Here is a 26,047-nt window from a genome sequence, read left to right on the forward strand (position 1 = left end):
CGGAGAACAAATAGTGTCGATGTAATTAAAATGTTACACAAATCTATTGATGAGCAGTAGGATAGTAAATTAGCGAATTTCACAGAGACGATTTGTTTTTATTACACTGAATATTAAGCACTTTTTATTAATTAGCCACGTTAATCACAAGTCAATCATAACCAGTTGCTCAGTAAGATAAATAGCACGGCGTAACATTTTAGCTACATTCATTAAAAACCGACACTGCCTCAGGCGAAAAACACACAATCGGGCGAGGTGTTAGGCGCACATGATTTTTATATGCCGAGCTACACGGACAAAACATTAGGCCAACACAGGTGAATCATTAAGTTAAAAACAATAGTCATTGGCTATATGTAAGCGAAAAATTCGGTTGTTTTGTCGTGCTTCTTTGATTTATCGCAGAACATCGCGTCATCCACACGCGATATGGTATGGCTTCTGTTTCCTACGAGATAACAAAATGACCATGATAAATGAACAGCGCTTGGTTGAGCACTTTCTACAACTAATTCAAATTGACAGCGAATCGGGTAACGAAAAACAGATTGCAGAAACGCTGTCTGAACAATTGGGTGAGCTTGGTTTTTCAGTCCAAAAACTGCCCGTACCTGAACATGTTTCCAATGGCTTTAACCTTTATGCTCGCCTAGCAGGACAACTCGATGACAGTGTCGTACTGAGCTGTCACATGGATACCGTCAAACCGGGGATTGGTATCACACCCGTCATTGAAAATGGCGTCATTCGCTCTAACGGTGAAACCATTTTAGGCGGCGATGACAAATCGGGTATTGCGGCCATTATGGAGGCGATTCGAACGATTAAAGCGCAAAAACAACCTCATAAAACCATTGAAATTGCATTCACCGTCCATGAAGAAGGCGGGCTACAAGGCTCCAAACACTTTGATATGTCTCACATTCAATCGACTAAGGCGATTGTACTCGACACTGGTGGTCCAATAGGAACCATCGTTAAAGCCGCCCCAGGGCAGCAAAAAATCATCGTTAATATCAAAGGCAAACCCGCACACGCAGGCCTTGCCCCTGAAGAAGGTATTAGCGCTATCGCCGTCGCGGCCGATGCGATTACCCAAATGAAATTGCTACGTATTGATGAGGAAACCACGGCGAATATCGGCCTTGTTCATGGCGGTGGCGCAACGAATATCGTCATGCCTGATCTTAGAATTGTCGCTGAAGCCCGCTCATTGAATGATGATAAGTTGAGCCTACAAGTTGAACATATGGTGTCAACCTTTCAGGCCGCGGCGCACAAGCATGGCGCGCAGGTTGAGATTGAATCTACTCGTGCTTACAACGCCTTTGTATTGGATGAAGAGCATCCGCATATCGCTGCGATCAAAAAGAGCTTTGAATCAGTTGGGATTGCACCAAAAACCAAACGTACTGGTGGAGGCAGTGATGCAAACAACTTTAACGAAAAAGGATTAGTGACCGTCAATTTGTCAACGGGCATGGCGAAAGTTCACACCACCGAAGAGTATATTGCGATCAGTGATATGGTGAAGATTGCAGAATTCCTAACAACGTATTTGACCGAATAAGCCTTACGATAAAACAGGCCTCATTTTCGCGAGGCCTGCTAAAGAAACATTGGTGGGATTTGTATAAATTATAAGCCTATATTTTCCGTTAACGCTTTGATTTGTTCTAAATCCATGCGGTGAACTTGGATCATCTGATCGATTTGGCTAATTCTTGAATTCGCTTCATCTTGCTTATCACATGCGTCTGATTTTGCATCCCACGACTTACCTTCTAGGTAGACATCACAATCGGCTTTGAGCGTTTTTAACTTAGGTACTAGGCTTTCTTTCTCTTTTTGCAGCGCTTCTAGCTCTTGCTTAATTTTCAATTCACGTTGGAACAGTTCGCGTGAACGTTCAAAAATCGTTGCCTGCATATCGGCTTGCCGATTTAATTTAGAATTTTTGTTCTCAACTTGCGCTAGTGCATTTTCCTGTGTATTAAGTTTCGCTTGCAGCGCTTTATTTTCTGCCATTAATGCTTGGTATTGGCTTTGCGCTTGATCCAGCTCTTGTTGATACTGCTTTTGTTGCTCTTCTAATGCTTGTTGAAGTTTATTTGCTACTTCAGCGTCGACACTGGCGACTTTTAATTGCACTTTTTCAGCTAATTGGCTTTTATCTTGGGTGAGCTGTTCATATTTTTCTTCTAGCTGATTGTATGTTTTTTGCCAGTTATTCGTGGTGATACTTGAACCGATTAAGCCACCTAATGCTAACCCCAACACCCCTGCTAACGCGATGTAGACGTAGGTGCGTTTGTCTCGTTCTTCAATCACTACGACATCGTCTTGTGCATCAATGTCCGTCTGTTTGTTCACTCTTTCGCTCCTATCTATCTCAGCGAGTTAATTCAGTAATCACAATTGAGGCAGCATAAATGACAAAAGCAGTGAGTAAAGAAACCACCACACCTTTTTGCAACTTTTCGTTGGTACGATAACGAATAAAAATAAAAGCAATGGCGATCAATAAAATAATGGTGATGAGTCGTGTCATTAGCCTATCCTCTCACGTAGTGTATATCATTTATAACACGCGATAAGTCAGAAAAAAGTAGAACAATCGACAACAAGCGTAAAGTTTTCACCCCTCATCCTACGTTTACGTCTATAAATGGTTAACAAACCACCAAACGGCAGAAAATTGAGATCAAAAGCACAATTTTTCTTGTCTTGAAAAACGCTTTATGTAACATATCTCGCCTTGATGGTAAGCGCACTTATCATCAGTTCCGATGAAGACTGCAGGAGAGTAGCCTTAGTTTATTCAAAGTATGAGTAAACAGGCTCGCCGAAGAAGTAAATCTTTCAGGTGCTAATGCTCTCTCTTATGAGAGCTGGCGAGGACTGTAGTTGGAGGAACCTCTGGAGAGAACCGTTTAATCGGTCGCCGAAGGAGCAAACCCTATTTGGGGTGAAACTCTCAGGCAAAAGGACAGAGGAGTGGAAAGTTACAATCATAAATAGGTGTGGTTTCTTCACCACTGGCCTGCTGTGATCTTTTTGTGGGATCTTTTCAGATTACTGCCCTTTCCCTCTTCTCCTTAACTGTCGTTTTATTAAGGGGAACTAATGAACAACCTGCAATCTATTCTTGAATCTATAGACAACTTTGTCTGGGGACCACCACTTTTAATTTTATTGGTCGGTACAGGCATCTATTTTACGTTTCGTCTCGGTCTTATCCAATTTCGACATTTACCTACCGCACTTAAGATGGTGTTTAGTAAAGACAAAGACACCGGTAAACAAGGCGATGTATCAAGCTTTGCCGCCTTATGTACCGCACTTTCCGCGACGATTGGAACCGGTAATATCGTTGGCGTAGCGACAGCGATTAAGCTCGGTGGGCCGGGCGCGCTATTTTGGATGTGGTTAGCCGCGCTGTTTGGTATGGCGACCAAATACGCTGAATGTTTACTGGCAGTAAAGTATCGTCAAGTGGATGACAAAGGCCAAATGGTTGGTGGCCCGATGTATTACCTGCAATATGGCGTGGGCTCGCGAACTTTGGCGGTTTTATTCGCCCTATTTGCCATCGGTGTCGCTTGTTTCGGCATCGGTACATTCCCACAAGTCAACGCGATTTTAGATGCTACTGAAATCTCTTTTGGTGTGTCACGCGAAATATCAGCAGTGGTTCTAACGCTGTTAGTCGCATTTGTCACGGTCGGTGGTATTCAATCAATTGCTAAAGTGGCTGGGAAAGTGGTACCTGCCATGGCCCTTTTTTACATCCTTGCGTGTTTGAGTGTGATCATCAGCAACAGCGATCAATTACTCACGGCCATCAATTTAGTTATCACTTCTGCCTTCACTTCCACAGCCGCTACTGGTGGTTTCTTAGGAGCGAGCATCATGCTGGCGATTCAATCAGGGATTGCGCGCGGTGTATTTTCTAATGAATCTGGTCTTGGCAGCGCGCCAATGGCCGCGGCGGCAGCGAAAACTGACTCTTGCGTAAAACAAGGGTTGATTTCAATGACTGGTACTTTCTTTGACACCATCATTATTTGCACCATGACCGGGCTTGCGCTGATCTTAACTGGCGCATGGCAAAGTGATTTTTCTGGTGCCGCTATGACAACCTATGCATTTGCCGTGGGCTTAAATGCGCAAACCTTGGGCCCGATGATGGTCTCCATTGGTTTGATGTTTTTTGCTTTTACGACGATTTTAGGCTGGAACTATTACGGTGAGCGCTGCGTGGTGTTTTTGTTTGGCACCAAAGCAGTAATGCCTTATAAGCTGATTTTTATCGGTTTGGTAGCATCAGGTGCATTCTTGCACCTTGATATGATTTGGATTATTGCTGATATCGTTAACGGTTTAATGGCTATCCCTAATCTGATCGGATTAATCGCATTACGTCATATTGTGCTTGAAGAGACCAAGCTATTTTTTGAAAAACAGTCAGCGCCTTTGGCGCGTAATCCTCAAACTCAATACTGAGTAACCACATCGCAGGTAGGCATTAAATCGCCTACCTGCGGTTTGAAGCCTGTCTTTTCCGCTTTTTAATCTGTTTATCCAAACAAGAATACGATAAGTTTAAAACAGCTAAAATGATTATCGAGGTAGGAACACCGTATCCCAAGGCTAATCCTTCCAGAAACAACAAAAAACACACTAAGATAACTGCACAAATAACCAATATATTCAAATTACCCTCAACACGTGATGTCTCGTAATCCATGCAAGGTTTTATATCGTAAATTTAAAGCAGTAACTTCAAAAAAATGTCATTCTAGCTTTGTTCAGAAAACTCCTACAACTAATTGATTAAATTATCTTTTCTCAAGCATTAATTTTAGACCCAGAGCAACTAGAACCACGCCTGTTGTCCCTTCCATCCATTTCATAAACGACGCATTCTTGAGTAAGTTTTTTGCAAAGCTTAATGCGCCCGCTAAACCGCACTGCCAACACATAGCGATAACAAAATGAATGGCAGCCATCAAAAGCGATTGCAACAACGGAGAATATTCTGGGTTAATAAATTGCGGCAAAAATGCGAGATAAAATACTGCCGTTTTAGGGTTCAACACATTGGAAAGAAAGCCTTCACGCAATGACCGCTTCAGCGTAAATTCACTGTGTGAAATGGCCGTAACCTGCATACCTTGGCTATTTTTCAGCAACGCTTTTAAGCTAGATAGTCCCAGCCAAATTAAATACGCCGCACCAATCATTTTAACCACATGAAACAGCTCGGCCGATTGTGCCAAAATCGCCGAAATACCGACGGCGGAAAAGGTCGCATGCACAAATAACCCCATGCAAATACCCAAACTTGTTATGCTGCCGTCAGTGAACCCAGCTCGTGATGTGTTACGAATCACCAGTGCCGTATCTAGCCCCGGAGTTAGCGTTAATATAGTAATTGCGATCAGAAAGGCTTCAACGTTTTGGATATACATACCCGTCCTTGTATAAAAGAAATGTCATCGTTTGCCTTTTTATACCTGAGCTCTTTTATAAAGTCTTTAACAGTTTTCACTGGATAAGAAAATAATGAAATCCCCTCAGCTTTGTTGGTTTGGGTCACGCTCTTTCACCTTGATTGACTTGGATAGCCTTGGTTAGACACTTAATGGTTGCTACACTTACTTCTCTTTTACGTCACGGAAGGCTAATTCCATGGATGCATTCAATCAATTAGTTCAACACTCTAAGAAAATTTCACATTTCAATCATTTAGCGGCTATTTGTGGCTGGGATCAAGCCGCAGTAATGCCTGCTGGCGGCGCTCAAGCTCGCTCGGAAGCGATGGCGCACTTGTCCGTTCATATTCATAGTTTACATACTCAACCTCAATTGGCTGAATGGTTTGATAAAGCACAAAATGAGCCATTGGACGATGAGCAAAAAGCAACTCTGCGTGAGCTAAAACGCCACTGGCAGCAGGCAAACGTACTGCCTGAAGCTTTGGTGCAAGCGAAATCTCTTGCTGGTTCAAAGTGTGAACATGCTTGGCGTACCCAACGCAAAAACAATGATTGGGTCGGTTTTGAGAAAAACTGGGCTGAGGTGGTCACACTCTCACAGCAAGAAGCACAGATCCGCGCTGATACTACAGGTTTAACGCCTTATGATGCGATGCTCGATCTTTACGAACCGGGTACAACAACTCAATCATTGGACGCTGTTTTCAGCGATGTTAAAACTTGGCTGCCAACGTTAATCGATCAAGTCATAGAGAAGCAACGCGCCGAAGAGATCATCATGCCAACTGGGCATTACCCTGCTGAAAAGCAAAAGGCGCTAGGCTTAGAAGTCATGAAACTGCTTCAGTTTGATTTTGAACACGGTCGCCTTGATGAAAGCGTTCACCCTTTTTGCGGCGGTGTTCCAACCGATGTTCGGATCACCACTCGTTATAATGAGTCGGAGTTTATTCAGTCTCTAATGGGCATTGTCCATGAAACGGGCCACGCACGTTATGAGCAAGGCTTGCCTAAACATCTTGTTGGTACACCAGCAGGAGAAGCGCGTTCGATGGGTATTCATGAATCTCAATCGCTCTTCTTTGAAATGCAGATGGGGCGCAGTGAACCCTTTATTGAGCACTTAGCCACCCTAGCCGCCCGCTATTTTTCAGGTAGTGAAGATAAAGTATTTGCACAAGCGAATTTCCAGAAGATCTACACTCGCGCTGAAAAAGGCTTTATTCGTATCGATGCCGACGAGCTGACTTATCCAGCTCATGTCATTTTACGTTATGAAATTGAACGTGATTTGATCAATGGTCATATCAAACATACCGATGTGCCTGAGCTATGGGATCAAAAAATGCAGGCTTACCTCGGCCTTTCTACCCAAGGAAATGACCAAAACGGCTGTATGCAAGACATCCACTGGACAGATGGAAGCTTTGGCTACTTCCCTAGTTACACGCTGGGTGCTATGTATGCTGCGCAGTTTATGGCAGCAATGAAGAAAACGGTGGATGTGGATGCCGCCATTCACAGTGGTGATTTATCACCAATATTTACTTGGCTTGCCGATAATATTTGGCGGAAAGGTAGCTTATTAACAACCGATGAATTGGTGAAACAAGCGACTGGGGATGTGCTTAACGCTCAATATTTCCAAGACCACCTGAAGCATAGATACCTTTAGCGCCAAACTTAAAAAGCAGCTTAAATCGCTGCTTTTTTTACACTTAGTTAACGCTCAATAACACGCAGGAATTCATGATGAACTTTTCATCAATGCATCTTTACGCAAGCGCCATACTGTCAGTAACATCGCCAGTAACGCTAGTACGCTCATGCCAATATAAACCAAGCTAAAACCTTGTGATAATACCTGAGTGGAAACGCCGGCCTGCTCGGCACTGTGTTCAGCAACCATGACTTCGCTTGGCACTCTCAGATAAAAGAGCGCGGAACAGAACGCAACACCGAGTGCACCGCCGAGTTCTCGTCCAAAATTAAATAGTGACATGCCAATGCCACGATCACGTGCGGGTAAGACACTTTGTACAACAACGCCTAAGGCCGGTAAGGTTAAACCAATACCTATACCCGCAAAACCCAATGCAAATTTCACCCACATATCGTAATGAACTTGCCACAATGCAGCCATAGCCAAAGCAAAACCGACGATCACTAACATCTTATAACGGCCAAACTTCGCGATGAGCTTCCCACCCACATAAGCGCCAGAGGTAATACAGACCATGAAGATCACCATAATGGCACCGCTTTCTGACGGAGTGAGTCCTTTTTGCCATTGAAACTGCAGTGGTAAATAGACCAAAAGCGCAAACATCAGCATTTGCGATCCCATAATAAGAACAATCGCGGTCAGATAGTTCGGAAGACGTGCTAAACGCGCCGGTAAAATAGGATCACTCACTCTGCGTTCAACAACCACCAAAGCAACTAAACACGCCAGTAATACAAACGCACCCCAGCCAGTAGGGATAAATGAATGTGAAGAAAGTAATAACAGCAGCAAAGTCGTCGCACTCATGAGTAACGCTGCTCCCACCCAATCAAAGCGACTATCTCTGCGTTTATTGAGATGCTTCAAATAGCGGTTAACCATGTAAAGTGCCACCAACCCTAACGGTAAATTAATACCGAATACCCACCGCCAACTGAGGTAGTCAGCAAAATAGCCGCCAAGCAGTGGCCCTGCAATACTGGACACCGCATAAACCGCTGAAATATAACCTTGGTACTTGCCCACTTCGCGCGCAGGAATTGAATCGGCGATAACGGTAAATGCCAGAGCTATTAAGCCTCCACCGCCAATCCCTTGAATCACACGAGCACCAATTAAACTGGGTAGATCAAAAGCAAAGGTACACAGCGCGGAACCCAACATAAAGATCACGATACTGACATTTAGCATCCGAACTCGTCCGAACAAGTCGCTCAGTTTACCGTAGACGGGCAATACAGCGGTCGATGCTAATAGATAAGCAGTAATCACCCATGTTAATGCTTGTCCTGCCGAGAGATCTTGCCCAATAAGAGCCAATGGAGTGGTAACGATGCTTTTTTCAAGCGAGCCTAAAGCGATGACTAAAGCAACGCTGGCAAAAATAATTTTCGGATTAGCCGAATAAGTTGAATCGGTAGGCATGTGCCCCTCATATGAACTTGATTAGAATGCGCGACCGACACGATAACGTAATAGTGCACATCCTAAAATAGGATAGAATGGGATAGCTTATTGCATAAATGGGATTAATGATGAAACTTGATGATTTATCACTCTTTTTAACGGTAGTGAAATGTGGCAATTTTACGCTGGCAGCAAAACAAAAAGCCTTGTCCACCAGCACGTTGAGCCGCAGAATTCAGCAGTTGGAGCAAGATATTGGCAGCATTCTACTGATCAGAAACAGTAAAGAAGTGGTACTAACGAAAGAAGGCGAGCATTTGTTTGAAACCTATGCCAACCTATTTAGCCAAATAGAAGATAAACAAGCACAAGCTTTAAAAGCCAAACAAGAGTTTAGAGGCGAGATCGTCATTAACGCGCCAATCCTACCCATTCGGCATCAGCTAAGTCCATTAGCACTGGAATTTTGTCAGCAACATCCTAAAGTCAACATTCGTATTCAAGTCGGTGCAGGGCTGGATTATCATACCCAGCACGACCTTGATATAGCGCTACGTTTTGGTCCACAACCGCAATCCGATTGGGTTGCGCGCAAACTAGCTAATAACCCTTCCGTGTTGTGCACAAGTCCTGACTACTCGGCCTCTTTGCTGCTAAAACATCCAGAGCAATTACTTTCTCTGCCACTACTCACTTTAAATACCAAACAAGCGTGGATATTTGAACATCAGCAAAGCAAAGAACGTTTTCAATTTATCCCTCAGGCACGTATTAGCTCTGAGGAAATTGATACGATTTTGCAAGCCACATTCATGAATATGGGTATTGCAAGGTTACCTAAAGGATTAATTGATAAGGAGTTAGAGGAGAAACGATTAGTGCCATTATTGCCTAACTGGCAGATTGAAGGAGCGGATGTTTATTTGCTGCACCCTCAGAGACGTTTTCTTCCTGAGCGAACTCAGGCATTTATTGACTACATCATCAATCACTGGTCGCGCTTTGCTTTCAGTTACTGGCGTACTTGAGAATGTACACCACACCATACTGCTCAAATAAAAAACCACTTCTTGCTGCTAACGAGCAAGAAGTGGTTGAAAGCGATTGAGTGACTAGATTAAAGAAAGTGGAAGGTCGCGTTGAATGAAACCGTACCAATATCGTCATCGCCCAAAGTGTAATTCATGTAACTTGCACCAACTGAAATGGGCCCCATCAGGAAGTATTCAGCACCTACACCGTACATGATGTCAAAACCATCATCTATTTTATTGCTGTTTAATTTTTTATCCCAAGAATGCAAACCACCCTTGGCATACACATGCAGAGGGCCAAAATCAATGCTTGGCTTTACCGCAAAATAAACAGAGGAGGCCGCGATTTCATTCGTGGCAGTGACTTCAAATTTGCCATGGTCGGTGTAACCCGCTTCGAGGCCAATCAGAGGAAGAATACCAGTGCCGGCATGAATGTTGTACGAAGTACCGCTTTTACCATTCAAATCCGATTGGCCTACCGATGCGCCGCCATAAATCCAAGAGTCAGCAAACGCCATTGAAGATGTACTGATCAGCGCCAGTGCGATTAAAGTCTTTTTCATGATGAACCTTCTTTATTTAATTTGGCAGTGGCCTCAAAACGGCGACCGATTGCCACATAGCGTCAAATTATAGTGAACTGTTGGTTAGATGCAAATCTTATACCTAACAAGCATCAATCGCATTTTTTATACGTTTATCTGAAACTGGATAAGGAGTGCCAAGTTGCTGAGCAAATAAACTCACGCGAAGCTCTTCAATCATCCAACGGATCTCTTTAACATTTTCAGGTACTTCTGCACCGCGAGGTATCTTGTTTAGTAGCGCTTTGTAATCATTGGTTACCGCTTCAATTTTCAACATGTGCAAACGATCCTTATTTGGATCAATGGGTAACTTCTCCATCCGACGTTCAATCGCGCGCATGTAACGCAGAATATCCGGCAAACGCTTCCAGCCGCATTCGGTGGCAAAGCCTTTAAAGATCAAACCTTCGATCTGCGCTTTGATATCCGATAAGGCAAAGGCCATCGTAAAATCGATTTTCCCTTTCAGCTTTTTATTAATGTTGAATGCCGTGGTAAGAATCGTCTCCACTTGTTGAGCGATATCGACCACAGTATCGCCCAATTCAGCGCGCACAAACTCTTTCAGTGCCTCAAACTCCTCCGGCTCCCACACTAAACCGCCTTGCTGTTCAATTAACTTATCAATCCCGCAAGCAATACAGTCATCAATTAGGTCCAGAACTTTGCCATACGGGTTAAAGTAGAGCCCCAATTTTGACTTGTTCGGTAAATTGGTGTGCAGATATTTAATCGGTGAAGGAACGTTCAGCAAAATCAGACGCCGTTGCCCTGCTTTCATTGCATTGAGTTGTTCTTGCTCGGTCTCAAAAAGCTTAATTTCAACACTCTCTTTACTATCCACTAACGCTGGATAGGCTTTAACCTCGAAACCGCCGCGCTTCTGTTGGTAAACTTTCGGTAATTCACCAAAGCTCCACGTATGCAGACCTTGCTGTTCAATATCATCGTCTGCCACTTGAGAGAGTGTTTCTTGTACTTTCTCTTTCAAACTCTCTTTCAGCTGATATAAATCTTTATGCTCGTTGAGTTTGCGATTTTTATGATCCACCGCGCGAAAAGTGATTTTTAAATGATCCGGAACTTGCTCTAACTTCCAATCTTCACGCTTCACCTCGACGCCCGTCATGCGTCTTAACTCTTTTTCCATCGCATCCAATAAAGGCAATTCCATCGGTGTGACACGAGCTAAAAACGCATCCGCATAGTTAGGTGCCGGTACAAAGTTTTTGCGCAGTGTTTTAGGCAAAGACTTGATCAGGCTGACAACCAATTCATGACGTAACCCGGGGATCTGCCAATCAAACCCTGTCGGCTCAATTTGATTTAGGATCGGCAATGGTAAATGCACCGTGACACCGTCACTATCCACGCCAGGTTCAAATTGATAGCTGAGCTTCAGCTTAATACCGTTTTGATGCCAAAAGTTGGGATAATCTAAATCAGTGATGTGGCTAGCATCACCTTTAAATAGCATCTCTTTTTCAAAGTTGAGTAGATCTGGGGTGGCTTTGCTGACTTTTCGCCACCACGCATCAAAATGACGCCCAGAGACCACATCCGTTGCGACTCGCTGATCGTAGAACTCGAAAAGCTGTTCATCATCAATCAAAATATCGCGGCGGCGAGATTTATGCTCAAGCTCCTCGACTTCAAGTAATAAGCGACGGTTTTGCTTGAAAAACGCATGTTTGGTTTCCCAATCACCTTCAACTAATGCGCTGCGAATGAAAATCTCACGACATAGTGGCTCGTCAATGGTGCTGTAGTTAATCAAACGTTTAGGCACAATAGGAATGCCATATAACATCACTTTTTCATAGGCCATGACGGCGGCTTGTTTTTTTGACCAATGCGGTTCGCTGTAGCTACGCTTGATCAAATGCTGTGCCAGCGGTTCCACCCATTCAGGCTGGATTTTAGCTGCAATACGCCCCCACAGTTTAGAGGTTTCCACCAATTCGGCGACCATCACCCACTTGGGCTGCTTTTTAAACAGACCAGAAGCGGGAAAGATATTAAAGCGGGCGTTACGAGCCCCTTGGTATTCATTTTTCTCTTGGTCTTTGATACCGATGTGCGACAGTAAACCAACCAAAATTGCACTGTGGATACTTTGGTAATTGCCCGGTTCGTCGTTCAATTTGTAATCCATTTCACGCATCGATTGGTGAATTTGGAAGTAGACATCCTGCCATTCGCGTACCCGCAAATAATTGAGGTAATCTTGTTTACACTGCTTACGAAATTGGCTGCTGCTTAACGCTTTTTGCTCAGTTTGAATGTGGTTCCACAAATTCACTAGGCTCAGGAAATCGGACTCTTCATCAAAAAATCGGCGATGTTTCTCATCTGAGGCTTGTTGTTTATCTGATGGGCGTTCGCGTGGGTCTTGAATCGAAAGTGCAGCGGCAATCACCATCAGCTCTTTTACGCAGCCAAGCTTTGGCGCTTCGAGCACCATACGCGCCAAACGGGGATCAATCGGCAAGCGTGCTAATTTGCGCCCCATATCCGTCAACTGCTTTTTGCTGTCGTTACTATGTTTATTGGTATCAGGAACAATCGCACCAAGCTCTTCAAGCAAACGCACACCATCTTGAATGTTGCGTTTATCCGGCGCTTCCACAAACGGGAATGCTTCAATATCACCCAGCCCAAGTGCGGTCATTTGTAAAATAACCGAGGCTAAGTTGGTACGCAGTATTTCCGGATCGGTAAATTCTGGGCGTGAAAGAAAATCCTCTTCGGAATAGAGGCGTATGCAGATCCCTTCTTCAACACGGCCACAACGTCCTTTACGCTGATTTGCACTCGCTTGAGAAATTGGTTCAATCGGCAAACGTTGGACTTTGGTGCGGTAGCTATAACGGCTGATACGCGCCGTACCTGGGTCAATGACATATTTGATACCCGGAACGGTAAGGGATGTTTCTGCCACGTTGGTGGCTAAAACAATGCGCCGCCCTATATGGGGCTGAAAGATTTTATTCTGCTCACCGGCGGATAATCGTGCATAAAGCGGCACAATTTCAGTATCACGTAAGTTACGTTTACTGAGCGCATCGGCCGTATCACGAATTTCTCGTTCACCATTCATGAAGATCAGAATATCGCCAAGCCCTTCAGCACAGAGTTCATCGACGGCTTCAAAAATACCTTCAAGTTGATCGCGGTCTGCTTCCTCTTCACCAAGCAGTGGTCGATAACGCGTATCGACCGGATAAGTACGACCCGACACTTCAATGATAGGCGCGCCACTAAAATGGTTAGAGAAGCGTTCAGGATCGATGGTGGCCGAAGTAATGATGACTTTGAGATCCGGACGACGCGGCAGCAGTTCTTTCAAATAACCTAAGATAAAATCGATATTTAAGCTGCGCTCATGCGCTTCATCGATAATGATGGTGTCGTACTGATTGAGAAAACGATCATGCTGGATTTCGGCCAACAATATCCCGTCAGTCATCAATTTGATCTGAGTCTGCTCGGAAATTTGATCGTTAAAACGAACTTTATAGCCAACAAAGCCACCCAGTTCTGTTTCCATCTCTTGCGCTATTCGGCTCGCGACCGAACGCGCAGCAAGGCGACGTGGTTGCGTATGGCCAATCAGGCCATATTTACCGCGCCCAAGTTCTGCGCAAATTTTGGGTAACTGAGTCGTTTTGCCTGACCCTGTTTCACCCGCCACAATTACCACTTGGTTTTCAGCAATCGCTTTGGCGATATCATCGCGTTTTTGGCTTACGGGCAATAAATCAGGGTAGTCGATGGTAACGCGGCTGTTGAGACGCTGCTGCGCCACCATCATTGACTGAGCAATATCGAGCGCAATTTGATCAAAAACGGCATGTTTGGCTTGCTCATTTTTTATTTTGCTCGCACCAGAGATGCGTTTACTCAGACGAAAACGATCACGCATCATGCATTCTTTCAATGCATTGCGCAGAGATGCCGCACTGTTGCTGCTAGCGTTCATTGACTTGTGTTGATTGGGCTGTGACGAGGTCAAAGCATTTCCTATTCATTTCATTACATAAAACTGAGCGGATTGTAGCATAATCAACGCTCCTGCAATCAGTTATCCTTTCACAAACGGCGAGCATTTATTCGCTTCCTCCTCGATTCCGGTATGTTTTGCCATCGTTCGTATGATTAAGCGATTTAAAATTGGGCAATCGGATCAGGATTTCTTATGTTTATAAGAAAATCGCCGCTACAATAGCGACATGATTACTGAAACGATAAAACTGTGAAAGCATCTGAACTGAAACACATACTCGATTCACTACCCGATAACACCGATCCAGAATTGGTGATGGGTGAGGCTTGGTTGCCTGAACGTCTTATTGACACACAATTGGACGGCCATTTTCTGTTTCTGGAGTTTGATAATGCGCCCGAGGAAGGTGAAGGAGAGGAAGAAGGTCGCGGTTTTGTTGAACATGAGATTGCCATGATACGGCGACGCTTTGAAGAAATTTTGCTAGAAAAAGCGGACAATAAATCCAAAGCCGATGCCATGTTAGCGCTTTTCCTGATGGGGCATGAATACTCAAGTTCAGAAGTCATTGAAATACTAGAAGACCCTAGCGTTCCTCAAGATCCGAATGATTTTTATCACGAGAACGATGAAGATGAATCTCGTGATATTTAGAATCTCACTTTATTCTGACTTGTGTTTTGCTCAATACGCCACTATTTAAACAATAATGACTCGAAATTTTCAGTAGGTTTTTTTATGTTTAATGCCATTACATCGCTATTCAAGCAACTCTTGGACGGAGAAGATTTAGGCCAGCGTTCCAACACTAACCCCAACCTAGCGATTGCTTGTTTGCTCAGAGAAGTGGCAGGAGCCGATCATCAAATTGACACTCGAGAAAATGACGCTAAGTTTCAATTAGTTAAACGACTATTAGCGTTAGATGATACAGAAACCACGGAACTGCTCATTCGGGCAGAACAAAGCGTCAAACAGTCAGCTTCATTGTATGATTTCACTTCACAATTACGCGAGCTCTCGCAAGATACGCGATATGAACTTATCAAGGCGATGTGGCAAGTGGCGCACGCGGACGGTGAGATAGACCCACTCGAAGAGGCGGTGATCCGCAAAGCGGCAGAATTATTGTATGTCGACCACAGTGAATTTATCCGCGCTAAACTTTCCGCTCAAAAATAGAGCGGATTACAACATCGTTAACGCCAATTTCGCAAGGTTGTAGGCATCAACATAAGCGGAGTGCTGTCGCCCTTCCCACTCAATACCTTGCGCTTCTTGTGCGGCGCGGTGACCAATACGTTTTTCTTTCATTCTCTGCTGAATACGGTAGAGCGTTGCTAGGTTGATGAACTCGCTAAAAGGCATAACGATCCCCTTCTGCTCACACTCTTTAGCTAAAATTTGGTCATCACGCCCCCACGAAACATAAATCTTGTTTGGGCCGCCAAAATTCTTGACCATTGATTGAACGACACCTGCAAGTGGTCGCCCCTGTTTTTCAATTTTACGCGGAGTTATCCCGGTTAACTCACTACAAAACAGCGAAATTTCGTCTTGCTCTGGCCTGACATAATATTGAGCACGCTTCACAATCGTGCCCAACTGCACATCAATTTCAGCTAAACCCACTTCAATGATTTCACCCGTTGTCCCAACCCCATTTTCATTCCAGCAGCACATTTCTAAATCGAAGCAGACAACTCGGTTATAGTTCATTGTTCAGGCGTATCCTTTAAATATAAGTGGTCAAAGAACGCTATCTTACTCGACTCCTCTCAAAAACTCGACTCTCGCCCTTTCGTTCGGACAGTTATTGGGCGATTGAAACTCGGTTGCGACCATTTTCTTTACTTTCGTATAACTTACTGTCTGCCAAATGTAATAAAGACTCTTGATCATAAGTATGATTGATCGCCGCCCCAATACTGAGCGTGCAATACAGCACCTCATCCATGAACTCATATCCGGTTGATTCAATAGCCGCTCGTAACGTTTCTAAATAACACTGCAAAGGTTGAAGTTCTGACAATTCACAAATAATGCAAAATTCGTCCCCACCTAACCGAGCTAAAACATCATTATTTCCCATATGACGTGAAATAACCGTTGCGATATGTATTAGCATCTCATCGCCTGCAATGTGGCTATGGTTGTCATTAATCAGTTTAAAATCATCGACATCAAACATTACCAACGAAAAAGCTTTTTTCTGTAAGACGTTCTCTTGCAGTAAACGTCCGAATGCACGTCGGTTATACAACCCAGTCAAACTATCGTGGTCCGCTAAAAAGCGCAGTTCTTCAGTACGTTCTTCTAGCATCTCGCTAAGATGAAGTTTTTCTCTCATCAACAAATAGACAACATAACCTAACAAGATCGAAATAATTAAACCACCGACGCTGAGCGCTACTAAAATCCACTGTATGTTGCTCGCTATTGGTTCTGAGAACTTAAAATCAATTTTCCAATCACGGTTAGGCAGAGATAAGCGTTTCTCTATTTCGATGCCTTTAATAGAATCCCAATCTGGGCTTTGGAATAGAATCGGATCATCTTCGGCATCAAATCCGAGATCGGTTACTTTCATATACAATCGATGATCGGACGCCGTGCGGCTCACCAATCCATCAAAATAAGTAGAGAGTCGAATAACACCCACTACCACACCAATCATTTCCTGTTTGTTGTAGCTAAAAACGGGATGATATACCAATAATCCATCCTTTTTGTGGTGTGCTTCTATGCCATCTTGCAATAGGCGGACCTTATCGGATATAGCAGGTAGCCCCGTACTCTCAATATGTGCAGCAATTCTTTGAAAGCGAGGGCGTAGCGAATAGAAGCCGAGCAATTCAAGGTTACTTTTGGTTTGAGGATAAATATCACTCAGAACATAAACGGGTTGTTCATTCTCTTCAGAAAATCCAATCACCTTTTGAGCCGCTTTAGGTACTGTAAATAACTCAAATTGAGGCAAACGATCCCTCATTAATGTTACAAATTCGTCAGCATCATCTTTTGTTACTTTCGCTAACCATTGCAAACCGATAAGGCTGTAGGATGTTGACATAACCCCATGGGCAAAAACGTCAAATCCTTGCACACTCCCCCCCTCGGTAGCATGCAAAAAATTGGCAGCCGAACCAATAAAACTGACATCATTTGCAACCAACGTGTCTAATATGCTTGCTTGATGCTCGGCGTGGCTATCAAACAACATGACAATATGATTCTTTTGATTAATGTAGAGTAATGAGATGACTGACGCTGTCATCATTAAGGTAATAATTGAAATACATAAAGGATAGATCACCTTTTTGTCGCTCTCGAACATAACAGCCTCTCCGTGGCTCAGGACTCAGGACTCAGGACTCAGGACTCAGGACTCAAATTACTCTTATAAAAGTAGGTAAATCAATAGCCAGTCACCAATTTATTAACCAATTAATCTTAAAGTTGAACCAGAATAGAGAATTAATGATTGATACTGCTCAAAACGCAAGCAATCACTTTAGCTTAAACGTGATGATGCGGACTTTCTATCCTGTATTCGCCTTGAATATGGTAAGCTGCGCCCCTATTTTTAAGTCTATTCACCGTAGGCTCACGAGAATTCCCACGCCTACTTCATTGTGTAAAGAGAATTGTGATGAACTTCGATTTAAATATGATCCCTACCACCTTTGATATGCTGCATGCTGGGCTAAGTGCATCAAGCCTTTTGCTACTTCTCATTGTGGTATCACGCAAATCAAAAGTCGTTGAGAAAGTTGTTGAAAAACCTGTCGAGAAAATTGTCGAAGTCGAAAAGCCGGTTGAAACGATTGTTGAAGTCGAAAAAATCGTAGAAGTAGAAAAAGTGATTGAGCGCGTAGTTGAAGTCGAATCTAAATTAGCGACAGCGCCAACCGATTCCGCCCTACAACTTTTGTCGTTAATGCAGCAAGAAGCTCGTCTGATTGACTTCTTAAATGAAGATGTCACCGCCTTTTCAGATGAGGAAGTTGGAGCCGCGGCGCGCGTGATCCACGCCGGTGGTAAAAAAGTTCTACAAGATTACATTCAGCTCACGCCCATTCGCGGCGAAGATGAAGAGAGTCGAATTACCATTGAAGCTGGTTTCAACCCGCAAGAAGTTCGCTTAACGGGTAATGTGACGGGTTCAGCACCCTTTAATGGCACCTTAGTCCATAAAGGCTGGAAAGCAACAGCTATCACTTTGCCTAAATTGGCTGAACAGTATGATGCTTCAATCATCGCCCCTGCCGAGGTTGAATTGTAATGGAACAGACAGCGCCAAAATTTAGTATTGGTATTGACTTAGGCACAACACATTGCGTGCTCTCTTATGTTGATACACAGGATGAAAACGCTCGCGTTTCAGTAATGAGCATCCCTCAACTTACCGCGCCCGGTACGGTTGAAAGCCGTCATCAATTAGGCTCGTTTTTATACCAGCCTCATGAACATGAGATGAGCCCTGCCGCACGCGTTTTGCCTTGGTCGGCCGAGCCAAAAGCTTTAGTCGGTGCCATTGCGCGCAACCTTGGCAGTAAGACACCGATTCGTTTAGTCGCCAGTGCCAAATCATGGCTATGTCATGGTGGCGTCAATCGACGTGATGCATTTTTACCCGTGGGTAGCAGCGATGAAGTGGAAAAGATCTCGCCATTAAAAGCCACTGAGTGCTATCTAGAGCATTTAAAAAGCGCTTGGGATCACGCTCACCCTGACTTCCCCTTAGCTACACAAGATGTCACGTTAACAGTACCCGCTTCATTTGATCCAGCCGCCCGAGATTTAACCGCTGAAGCAGCACGCAACGTTGGTTTTGAGCAATTAACGCTGCTTGAAGAGCCACAAGCGGCTTTATACAGTTGGATAGATAATAGCCACGATGCGTGGCGCGATGAAGTCAAGGTGGGTGACATTGTTCTCGTGGTTGATATTGGTGGGGGAACCACTGATTTATCCTTAGTGGAAGTGACTGAAGACGCTGGTAACTTAACGCTCAATCGGATTGCGGTTGGTGAGCACATTTTACTCGGCGGCGATAATATGGACCTTGCCCTTGCTTACCGTTTAAAAATGAAATTGGCGCAAGAAGGTAAAGAATTAGCCCCTTGGCAAGTACAAGCGATGACGCACGCTTGCCGAGATGCAAAAGAGGCGCTTCTTAATGACAGTGCCCTACATTCCGTACCGATTGTGGTACCAAGTCGCGGTTCAAAACTGCTCGGTACAACGCTTAAAACCGAATTGACTCAACAAGAAGTGCAACAAACCTTGGTCGATGGTTTTTTCCCACAAGTGACTATCACTGATCATCCCGTACAAAAAGCACGTGGCGCATTAACGCAAATGGGCCTTCCCTACGCGCAAGACGCTGGAATTACCCGCCATATCGCCGCGTTCTTGGCAAAACAAGCCCATGCAATGGGTAGCGACATATCCGCTCTGAATGATAATCCATTTGCTGGCATGCCCGGTATGGGCGAAGCTCCGGAGATGGATTTTATCAAACCGACCGCCATCTTACTAAACGGTGGCGTGTTAAAATCCGATTTATTAGCAAACCGTCTTCTCAGCACTATTAATGCTTGGTTGAGCACTGTGGGAGCACCACAGATGAAGCGCTTAACAGGCTTAGACCTTGATTTAGCCGTCGCCTGCGGCGCAGCGTATTACGGCGCAGTTCGTCGTGGACAAGGTGTGCGTATTCGCGGTGGTATAGCCTCGAGTTATTACGTCGGTATTGAAAGTGCTATGCCTGCCATTCCGGGGATCACACCGCCGATGGAAGCCTTGTGCGTCGCCCCATTTGGCATGGAAGAAGGAACCAGTGTCCGCGTACCAAGCCAAGAGTTTGGATTGGTCATTGGTGAGCCTGTACATTTTCAATTCTTTGGTTCAACAATACGCCGCGATGACGAAGCTGGCATGCACTTAGATTATTGGGCTCCAGAAGAACTTGTAGAGCTGCCCGAGATCCACGTCACCTTACCTGTTTCTGAAGGACGTCGACAAGGCGAAGTCGTTCCGGTTCACTTAGCCTCAACGATCACAGAGCTCGGGACACTTCACTTAGAAGCCATTGCGACCGACAACGGCCAAACATGGCACGTTGAGTTCGATGTGCGTGAAGATCCTCAAGTCACTCAATAATCCCCACACGGCATCTTCGGATGCCGTTTTTGAAATTCAGGAGCCTCCATGTCTTCTCCTCGCTTTCTCGTCGGTATCGATTTAGGCACCACCAATACTGTGGTGGCATTTTGTGAAATCACCGAATCGTTAGAAGACTCACCCGTGCATCTTTTTGAGGTCGACCAATTGATTGGCCCCGGTGAAGTGGTTCGAAAACCACTCCTTCCGTCATTTCGTTATCACCCAGCCGACGGGCAGATCGCACCTGATGCCCTATCGCTCCCTTGGCAAATTAAACCGGTTATGGGCGATAGCAAAGAGGTAATTATTGGCCAATGGGCAAGAGATTTAGGTGCAAAAGTAGAAGGGCGACAAGTATCCAGCGCGAAAAGTTGGCTCTCCCACCAAGGGGTTGATCGCAAGCAAGCCATCTTACCGTGGGCAGGCGCTCACGATGTGGCGAAAGTTTCCCCTGTGATTGCTAGCGCCAGTTATCTCAATCACATCCGGCAAGCATGGAACTACCGTCATCCAAGTCATCGACTTGAAGATCAAAATGTCATTATCACCGTACCGGCATCATTTGATGAAACGGCTCGTAAGCTCACCATCGAAGCTGCAACACTGGCTGGCTTAAGCTCAATTGTACTACTTGAAGAGCCACAAGCCGTTTGCTATGACTGGTACGCACGTCACCGCCATTGTGCCTCACAGCAACTGCAATCACTCCCTTTGATCTTGGTTTGTGATGTGGGCGGTGGTACGACAGACCTCAGTTTAATTGAAGCGAAACACAGCGCAGACAGCCAACTTTCTCTTGACCGAATTGGCGTGGGTGATCACTTAATGCTCGGAGGTGACAACCTTGATTTAGCATTAGCTCATCTAGCTGAACAGCGCTTTGACGGTTCGAAAAAATTAACCGCCGCCAGTTTGAGCAAACTAATTCAGCAAACTCGCCAAGTCAAAGAGCAACTCTTATCAAACCAAACCCCAGAGCAGCTAAAAATTACGCTCCTTGGCAGTGGTTCAAAGCTATTAGGCGCAGCAAAAAGCATTTCCCTGACGAAACAAGAGGTACATGAGATTGCACTGGAAGGCTTTTTCCCACTTTGCTCGGTACAAGAACGTCCAACTAAACGCCGCAGTGCTGTGGTGGAATTCGGTTTGCCCTACGCAGCAGACCCTGCCGTGAGTAAACACATTGCTGAATTTTTAGCTGAACACCAAGCCGTTTCTCGCCTTGCGCTCAAGCAAGAGTCAAACGCAACGGCCATTCCCGTTGGGTTGCTGCTCAATGGCGGCGTATTTAATAGTGAGCTTATCACAAAGCGCATCACTCAATTATTGACCGATTGGCGAGGTTCGCCGATCACCCTGCTTGATAATCCTCACCCTGATTGGGCAGTCGCACTCGGTGCTGTCGCGTATGGTAAAGCTCGCCAAGGTGCACAGCTTAAAATCGGCGGCGGATCGGCACGCTCTTATTTTTTACACCTGCCTGAAAAAAACAGTGCGGGACATGCTCTGTGTGTCTTGGCTAAAGGCACCGAAGAAGGACAAGAGATACGCTTAACCAGCCGTCGATTTTCACTGACGTTAGGTGAACCCGTACGCTTCAACATCCTGACCTCGACTCACGATATGTTTGCTGATCGCCGCGTTCAAAATGGTCTGTTATTGGCTGTTGAACATGAGCTTTTTACGCCACTGCCTCCTTATATAACGGCGTTAAAAGGAAATGATGCTGCTCTATTGCATGCTAACCAAAAGCAACGAGTGGAAGTTCAACTGGCTTGTCAATTAACTGAAGTCGGCACGCTTAAGATTGAATGTGTCAGTGTTGAGGACGAAAAAAACCGATGGCAACTTGAGTTTGAAGTTCGCAAGCACAGTGAGTCAGACAGTGAAATCCAACGTCATCCTCGCTTGTCAGAGGCGATTTCGCTCATCACACACCTTTATAGTGGCAATAAAAAAGCCTCTGATAACCAAGCCATAAAAACGCTTGGCAAAGATTTAGATAAGCTTTTAGGGCCACGTGATGAATGGGATTTCACCACGCTACGACCGCTCTTTGATGCATTTTCTCAAGGCCGTAAACGTCGACGTCGCTCAGAGCAACACGAGAAAAACTGGTTGCGTCTGGCTGGATTTGCCCTGCGACCAGGATTTGGCGACCCAACTGATCCTTGGCGTATGGAACAGATGTGGAATCTGTATCAACAAGGTATTCAATTCCAAAATCATCAAGGCTGGAGCGATTGGTGGGTATTTTGGCGGCGTATTGCTGGCGGACTGAGGCAGGAGCAACAAGAAACGATTCTAGCGGATATCGCTAAGTATCTTCACCCTAGCGCAATCAAAAATCCAAAATCAGCTCAAGAAGCGCACGACAAAGGGTACGAAGCAATGGTGCGGCTTGCCGCTTCGCTGGAACATCTAGAAGTGGAAGATAAAGTATTACTTGCCACGTGGTTTTTGAACAAAGCGATTAATCAAACTCAATGTGAACAAGCACACTGGTGGGCCCTTGGGCGGTTAGCCTCTCGGACGCTACTGTATGGTAGTCAACATTCAGTCATCCCAAGAGCGCAAGTGGAACAATGGTTACCGAAGTTGCTTGATCAAAACTGGCAAAAAGAACCGATGATTGCCTTTGCCGCGGTAATGATGTGTCGCAAGACAGGAGATCGTCTTTTTGATATTAGCGATGATGTTCGTCAGCTCGTTTTAGCCAAGATAAAGCAGAGTAAGGTTCCAGAAACTTGGTTTACTTTGGTTAATGAAGTGCATGACCTGTCTGACACAGAATCCAAACGTGTCTTCGGTGATACTCTGCCAAGTGGGTTGATACTGCTTAAAAAATGAATCGACCTAATTTGACCACTCTCGTTGCTATGATGACGAGAGCGGTCAAAGATAACGCTGAATGTAGATTACAATTTCCTAAAAATCGCTTCGCAATCCGTTTGCTGCATATATTTTGGCGCAGGATAATTCCAAAACGCTTCACGAAAAGCTTGTTTGGCCAATTCTGGAATATGCTCTGGCATGACCCCCTGTAACTGTTTAGGGATATGCAGTGTGTGATTGAGCTCTTTCACATACCCAATGAAGGCGTCCGCTTTCATTGAATCGGTCAAATGTGGATCGGTTATTTTGAGTACGTCAGCCAGTTTAGCCAGCTTATCTTTCGCCGCCTCTTTGGAGTATTCCAATACATGTGGCAACACAACTGCATTCGCTAAGCCGTGCGGGAAATGGTATTTCGCCCCAACCGCATGGGCGATGGCATGTGTATACCCTAAACTGGCTTTGGTAAAAGCAAGTCCAGCGTAATAAGAGGCCAGAGCCATGTTTTGTCTCGCCGTCAAATTTTGGCCAAAGAACGCCGCTTTTTCCAAGTTATCGTGGATCAGTTTAACCGCAGCGATGGCATAGCGATCAGTCTCTGGCGTGGCATTACGTGATATAAAGGCTTCCACTGCATGCGTGAGTGCATCCAACCCCGTTTGCGCAGTAATATGAGTAGGCAAGGCCATCATCAGCATCGGATCTAACGCTGCAATAAGTGGCACAAGTTTCGGGTCAGTAATCGGTGTTTTTTGCTGAGTTTGAGGGTCAGAAACCACCGCAATGACGGTCACTTCAGAGCCCGTTCCTGCCGTGGTTGGGATCACAAACAGCGGCGCAGGTGTTTTCCATACTTTTAACAACCCCACTAAACGTTTGATCGACTTGCGGTTAGTAGCACAAGCGGCGATCACTTTTGCACAATCGATTGAAGAGCCGCCACCAATAGCGACAACGCCTTGGCACTTCTCCAATCGGTACTGATGGAGGCCGGCTTCAACTTGATCATAAGTAGGATCAGGCAATACATGGTTAAACACCACACAACTGACACCAACGCGCTCAAACTCAAAGGTTAGTTTTTTTACATAACCAAGCTTTTCAATGCCTTGGTCTGTTACGACAAGCACGCGTTCAATACCCATCAAAGAAACCGAATAACAGAGTTGCTTGAGCGATTCTTTACCAATAAACAAGGTTGGCTTGGAGATGGGCAGAATCGCTGCGGCCAATTTGAGCACTTTCATGTATAGCTTATGCTGCCACTGCTGGTACTTGATCTCCATGATTGGTCTCGAGTTGTGAAGTTCTATTAACTAGACTAGGCAATACAACGAGTTATCTCTACCTAGAAAGTCAAATTTTGCAAGATAAGGCAAATAATCGCTGATCATTATTAGATTTAACGCCAACTTAAGCTCGCATTTTAATGTAAACCTTGTAAAATCCACCTCGCTCACTTTTTATACTTATAATTGAAATCATTAGCTGAGTACTCTGCACATAATTTTATGTGTCATAAAATAATCGACACGTCGTTTGGCTTTCGTCTTTGAGGTGCATTCCCTGTACTCAAATGGCATTCAAAAATTGTATTTTATTCAACCAATTACTGTAGAAGTCATGAACGAAGATAAGTTTACCAATGTCTATCGCTTGCCTGGTTCATTGCAAATTCGCATAGCCACATGGCAGCAAACCTTTAAAGGCACTTCTGATTTAGTGCTTCATCAAGTATTAACCGCTAGAAATAATCAGTATAAACAGGCTGACTTTTGGCCTAAGGGCTGGTGTGTGAATCTGTTTGATGAGAGCGATATTTCCATTACGCAGCACGGTACCTACATTCAAACCAGTATGCGAACGATGATTGATCGCAAAATCTCGTATAAGCGCGTTTATCTCTCTCGGCTACCTTTAGAAAAAGCCGAGCCCGCCTTGCTTCGCTTTAAGAAAGAGTGGATCCGCAACTACAATAATGTCGCCCAAGAGTATAACAAGAGGAAAAAGAAAGAGTTTATGGCCTTTGCCAGAGAAGAGGTCGAAACACTTTACCCTGCCATTCCTAAAGAACCTTTTGATAAAGCGCTATGGAACCGTTTAGTGGTTTCGATTGTTGGTCACGCCAATAAATTCAACAATCCTTACTTTGTTAAACATGCTGATTTTTAACGTAATAAAATTTAGCGTAATAAAAAAGCCTGAGTGGTTTCACTCCGGCTTTTTTGTCAGACATCGCAAATGAAAAGCACTGGCTGAATAACGTAGAATAGAAGAGCAATTAAGCGTAATTGGCATCCACTAATTCACCAGCAACAACTTTGCTAACTTCAGCACGATTTTCTAACCATTTTACAACCAACGCTTTATCTTCTTCTGTTGCTGAACGGTAGCGATCGGCTGCGCACACAAAGCCGTCAAAGATCTCTAATCCACCACCACCGAAACAAAGACCGATGTTATCAACGTAATCAATAAACTCATCAACGAAGAGATCGTATTGTTCAAAGTCTTTGATAGACGTTGTACAGCTAACTTCAAAACCGAGGATCGCAAATTCACCTAAAAACAGTTTCTTACGGATACGGCGGTTTTTATTTTCTAGCTTGTCGATTTTCATCATATTTTCTCTCTCTGTTTGAATGCGGCATTTATACACCTTTCAGCACCATTTCCAAAATGATTCTTTATATAAACCGCCACAAGCGAACACTTTCACAACAAATTGTTTCAAGATGTGCCAAGACAAAACAAGTTAAAACCAGCCGCTCGTC

At 44.6% G+C, this 26,047-nt stretch carries 20 protein-coding genes and 1 riboswitch; of the genes, 10 read left to right on the forward strand and 10 right to left on the reverse strand.

Going from position 1 to position 26,047, the window contains the following annotated elements; genetic code table 11:
- Window positions 1–466: 466 nt before the first annotated feature.
- Complete coding sequence (locus AACT21_RS00560; RefSeq protein ID WP_094163952.1) at window positions 467–1,573, forward strand: M20/M25/M40 family metallo-hydrolase; 1,107 nt, start codon at window positions 467–469, stop codon at window positions 1,571–1,573.
- Window positions 1,574–1,641: 68 nt separating this feature from the next.
- On the opposite strand, the gene AACT21_RS00565 is transcribed toward AACT21_RS00560, so the two are convergent.
- Together AACT21_RS00565 and AACT21_RS00570 are read right to left on the reverse strand one after the other, a co-directional pair.
- Window positions 1,642–2,376 carry a chromosome partitioning protein ParA gene (locus AACT21_RS00565; protein WP_094163954.1) on the reverse strand — a complete coding sequence of 245 codons (735 nt, stop codon included), beginning with the start codon at window positions 2,374–2,376 and terminating at the stop codon, window positions 1,642–1,644.
- A gap of 19 nt (window positions 2,377–2,395) precedes the next feature.
- Window positions 2,396–2,554, reverse strand: coding sequence for a hypothetical protein (locus AACT21_RS00570; RefSeq protein WP_010319274.1), 159 nt, complete (start codon window positions 2,552–2,554; stop codon window positions 2,396–2,398).
- Between the two features lie 358 nt (window positions 2,555–2,912).
- Window positions 2,913–3,006, forward strand: a riboswitch (glycine riboswitch).
- Between the two features lie 123 nt (window positions 3,007–3,129).
- On the opposite strand from AACT21_RS00570, the gene AACT21_RS00575 reads away from it, so the two are divergent.
- Window positions 3,130–4,509 carry an alanine/glycine:cation symporter family protein gene (locus AACT21_RS00575; RefSeq protein ID WP_094163956.1) on the forward strand — a complete coding sequence of 460 codons (1,380 nt, stop codon included), beginning with the start codon at window positions 3,130–3,132 and terminating at the stop codon, window positions 4,507–4,509.
- 335 nt (window positions 4,510–4,844) lie between these two features.
- Here the strand turns inward: AACT21_RS00575 and AACT21_RS00580 are convergent, their stop codons facing one another.
- Entirely contained in the window at window positions 4,845–5,477 is a 633-nt protein-coding gene (locus AACT21_RS00580; RefSeq protein ID WP_013856840.1) for a LysE family translocator, read from the reverse strand.
- Window positions 5,478–5,697: 220 nt separating this feature from the next.
- Here AACT21_RS00580 and AACT21_RS00585 point away from each other — a divergent pair, with 220 nt between their 5' ends.
- Window positions 5,698–7,179, forward strand: a complete 1,482-nt coding sequence (locus AACT21_RS00585) for a carboxypeptidase M32 (protein WP_094163958.1) — start codon at window positions 5,698–5,700, stop codon at window positions 7,177–7,179.
- 72 nt (window positions 7,180–7,251) lie between these two features.
- Here AACT21_RS00585 and AACT21_RS00590 read toward each other — a convergent pair whose 3' ends face one another.
- Window positions 7,252–8,655 (reverse strand): MDR family MFS transporter, encoded by a 1,404-nt coding sequence (locus tag AACT21_RS00590; RefSeq protein WP_094163960.1) that lies wholly within the window; start codon window positions 8,653–8,655, stop codon window positions 7,252–7,254.
- Window positions 8,656–8,753: 98 nt separating this feature from the next.
- Here AACT21_RS00590 and AACT21_RS00595 point away from each other — a divergent pair, with 98 nt between their 5' ends.
- Window positions 8,754–9,665, forward strand: coding sequence for a LysR family transcriptional regulator (locus AACT21_RS00595; RefSeq protein WP_013856811.1), 912 nt, complete (start codon window positions 8,754–8,756; stop codon window positions 9,663–9,665).
- A gap of 89 nt (window positions 9,666–9,754) precedes the next feature.
- Here AACT21_RS00595 and AACT21_RS00600 read toward each other — a convergent pair whose 3' ends face one another.
- Both AACT21_RS00600 and hrpA read right to left on the reverse strand, forming a co-directional pair.
- On the reverse strand, window positions 9,755–10,237 hold the full coding sequence (locus AACT21_RS00600; RefSeq protein ID WP_017044743.1) for a porin family protein: 483 nt from the start codon (window positions 10,235–10,237) through the stop codon (window positions 9,755–9,757).
- A 103-nt stretch (window positions 10,238–10,340) separates the two neighbouring features.
- A complete protein-coding gene (hrpA, locus tag AACT21_RS00605) occupies window positions 10,341–14,276 on the reverse strand; it encodes an ATP-dependent RNA helicase HrpA (protein ID WP_094163962.1) in 3,936 nt (1,311 codons plus the stop codon).
- 240 nt (window positions 14,277–14,516) lie between these two features.
- Here hrpA and AACT21_RS00610 point away from each other — a divergent pair, with 240 nt between their 5' ends.
- Window positions 14,517–14,921 (forward strand): hypothetical protein, encoded by a 405-nt coding sequence (locus tag AACT21_RS00610; protein ID WP_017042483.1) that lies wholly within the window; start codon window positions 14,517–14,519, stop codon window positions 14,919–14,921.
- Window positions 14,922–15,005: 84 nt separating this feature from the next.
- Window positions 15,006–15,449 (forward strand): tellurite resistance TerB family protein, encoded by a 444-nt coding sequence (locus AACT21_RS00615; protein WP_026027231.1) that lies wholly within the window; start codon window positions 15,006–15,008, stop codon window positions 15,447–15,449.
- Between the two features lie 6 nt (window positions 15,450–15,455).
- On the opposite strand, the gene AACT21_RS00620 is transcribed toward AACT21_RS00615, so the two are convergent.
- Together AACT21_RS00620 and AACT21_RS00625 are read right to left on the reverse strand one after the other, a co-directional pair.
- Window positions 15,456–15,986 carry a 3'-5' exonuclease gene (locus AACT21_RS00620; RefSeq protein ID WP_047689084.1) on the reverse strand — a complete coding sequence of 177 codons (531 nt, stop codon included), beginning with the start codon at window positions 15,984–15,986 and terminating at the stop codon, window positions 15,456–15,458.
- Between the two features lie 94 nt (window positions 15,987–16,080).
- Window positions 16,081–17,604 (reverse strand): sensor domain-containing diguanylate cyclase, encoded by a 1,524-nt coding sequence (locus AACT21_RS00625; protein ID WP_094163964.1) that lies wholly within the window; start codon window positions 17,602–17,604, stop codon window positions 16,081–16,083.
- Between the two features lie 315 nt (window positions 17,605–17,919).
- Here AACT21_RS00625 and AACT21_RS00630 point away from each other — a divergent pair, with 315 nt between their 5' ends.
- From AACT21_RS00630 to AACT21_RS00640, 3 genes are read left to right on the forward strand one after another with little or no spacing between them, the layout of a single operon-like run.
- The gene (locus AACT21_RS00630) at window positions 17,920–18,552 is read left to right on the forward strand and encodes a DUF2760 domain-containing protein (protein ID WP_026028849.1); all 633 of its coding nucleotides are present in this window, start codon (window positions 17,920–17,922) and stop codon (window positions 18,550–18,552) included.
- On the forward strand, window positions 18,552–20,435 hold the full coding sequence (locus tag AACT21_RS00635; RefSeq protein ID WP_094163966.1) for an Hsp70 family protein: 1,884 nt from the start codon (window positions 18,552–18,554) through the stop codon (window positions 20,433–20,435). Before AACT21_RS00630 ends, AACT21_RS00635 begins: the two co-directional genes overlap by 1 nt.
- A gap of 48 nt (window positions 20,436–20,483) precedes the next feature.
- Entirely contained in the window at window positions 20,484–23,288 is a 2,805-nt protein-coding gene (locus AACT21_RS00640; RefSeq protein WP_094163969.1) for an Hsp70 family protein, read from the forward strand.
- Window positions 23,289–23,356: 68 nt separating this feature from the next.
- Here AACT21_RS00640 and AACT21_RS00645 read toward each other — a convergent pair whose 3' ends face one another.
- Window positions 23,357–24,559, reverse strand: coding sequence for an iron-containing alcohol dehydrogenase (locus AACT21_RS00645; RefSeq protein WP_017042476.1), 1,203 nt, complete (start codon window positions 24,557–24,559; stop codon window positions 23,357–23,359).
- A gap of 253 nt (window positions 24,560–24,812) precedes the next feature.
- Here AACT21_RS00645 and AACT21_RS00650 point away from each other — a divergent pair, with 253 nt between their 5' ends.
- On the forward strand, window positions 24,813–25,445 hold the full coding sequence (locus AACT21_RS00650) for an MSHA operon transcriptional regulator (protein WP_017044750.1): 633 nt from the start codon (window positions 24,813–24,815) through the stop codon (window positions 25,443–25,445).
- A gap of 109 nt (window positions 25,446–25,554) precedes the next feature.
- Here the strand turns inward: AACT21_RS00650 and AACT21_RS00655 are convergent, their stop codons facing one another.
- On the reverse strand, window positions 25,555–25,893 hold the full coding sequence (locus tag AACT21_RS00655) for a YggL 50S ribosome-binding family protein (RefSeq protein WP_026028717.1): 339 nt from the start codon (window positions 25,891–25,893) through the stop codon (window positions 25,555–25,557).
- Window positions 25,894–26,047: the final 154 nt, after the last annotated feature.

Origin of the sequence: Vibrio sp. V08_P9A1T1 (genome assembly GCF_963874405.1) — a bacterium.
In the GTDB taxonomy this organism is placed as follows: domain Bacteria; phylum Pseudomonadota; class Gammaproteobacteria; order Enterobacterales; family Vibrionaceae; genus Vibrio; species Vibrio anguillarum.

Bases quoted from the DNA above. Each gene is read 5' to 3' on its own strand.
- AACT21_RS00625 (WP_094163964.1), bottom strand. From the start codon at position 17,604: ATGTTCGAGAGCGACAAAAAGGTGATCTATCCTTTATGTATTTCAATT.
- AACT21_RS00600 (WP_017044743.1), bottom strand. From the start codon at position 10,237: ATGAAAAAGACTTTAATCGCACTGGCGCTGATCAGTACATCTTCAATG.
- AACT21_RS00580 (WP_013856840.1), bottom strand. From the start codon at position 5,477: ATGTATATCCAAAACGTTGAAGCCTTTCTGATCGCAATTACTATATTA.
- AACT21_RS00630 (WP_026028849.1), top strand. From the start codon at position 17,920: ATGAACTTCGATTTAAATATGATCCCTACCACCTTTGATATGCTGCAT.
- AACT21_RS00635 (WP_094163966.1), top strand. From the start codon at position 18,552: ATGGAACAGACAGCGCCAAAATTTAGTATTGGTATTGACTTAGGCACA.
- AACT21_RS00570 (WP_010319274.1), bottom strand. From the start codon at position 2,554: ATGACACGACTCATCACCATTATTTTATTGATCGCCATTGCTTTTATT.
- AACT21_RS00645 (WP_017042476.1), bottom strand. From the start codon at position 24,559: ATGGAGATCAAGTACCAGCAGTGGCAGCATAAGCTATACATGAAAGTG.
- AACT21_RS00590 (WP_094163960.1), bottom strand. From the start codon at position 8,655: ATGCCTACCGATTCAACTTATTCGGCTAATCCGAAAATTATTTTTGCC.
- AACT21_RS00640 (WP_094163969.1), top strand. From the start codon at position 20,484: ATGTCTTCTCCTCGCTTTCTCGTCGGTATCGATTTAGGCACCACCAAT.
- AACT21_RS00615 (WP_026027231.1), top strand. From the start codon at position 15,006: ATGTTTAATGCCATTACATCGCTATTCAAGCAACTCTTGGACGGAGAA.
- AACT21_RS00560 (WP_094163952.1), top strand. From the start codon at position 467: ATGACCATGATAAATGAACAGCGCTTGGTTGAGCACTTTCTACAACTA.
- AACT21_RS00575 (WP_094163956.1), top strand. From the start codon at position 3,130: ATGAACAACCTGCAATCTATTCTTGAATCTATAGACAACTTTGTCTGG.
- AACT21_RS00620 (WP_047689084.1), bottom strand. From the start codon at position 15,986: ATGAACTATAACCGAGTTGTCTGCTTCGATTTAGAAATGTGCTGCTGG.
- AACT21_RS00585 (WP_094163958.1), top strand. From the start codon at position 5,698: ATGGATGCATTCAATCAATTAGTTCAACACTCTAAGAAAATTTCACAT.
- AACT21_RS00655 (WP_026028717.1), bottom strand. From the start codon at position 25,893: ATGAAAATCGACAAGCTAGAAAATAAAAACCGCCGTATCCGTAAGAAA.
- AACT21_RS00595 (WP_013856811.1), top strand. From the start codon at position 8,754: ATGGGATTAATGATGAAACTTGATGATTTATCACTCTTTTTAACGGTA.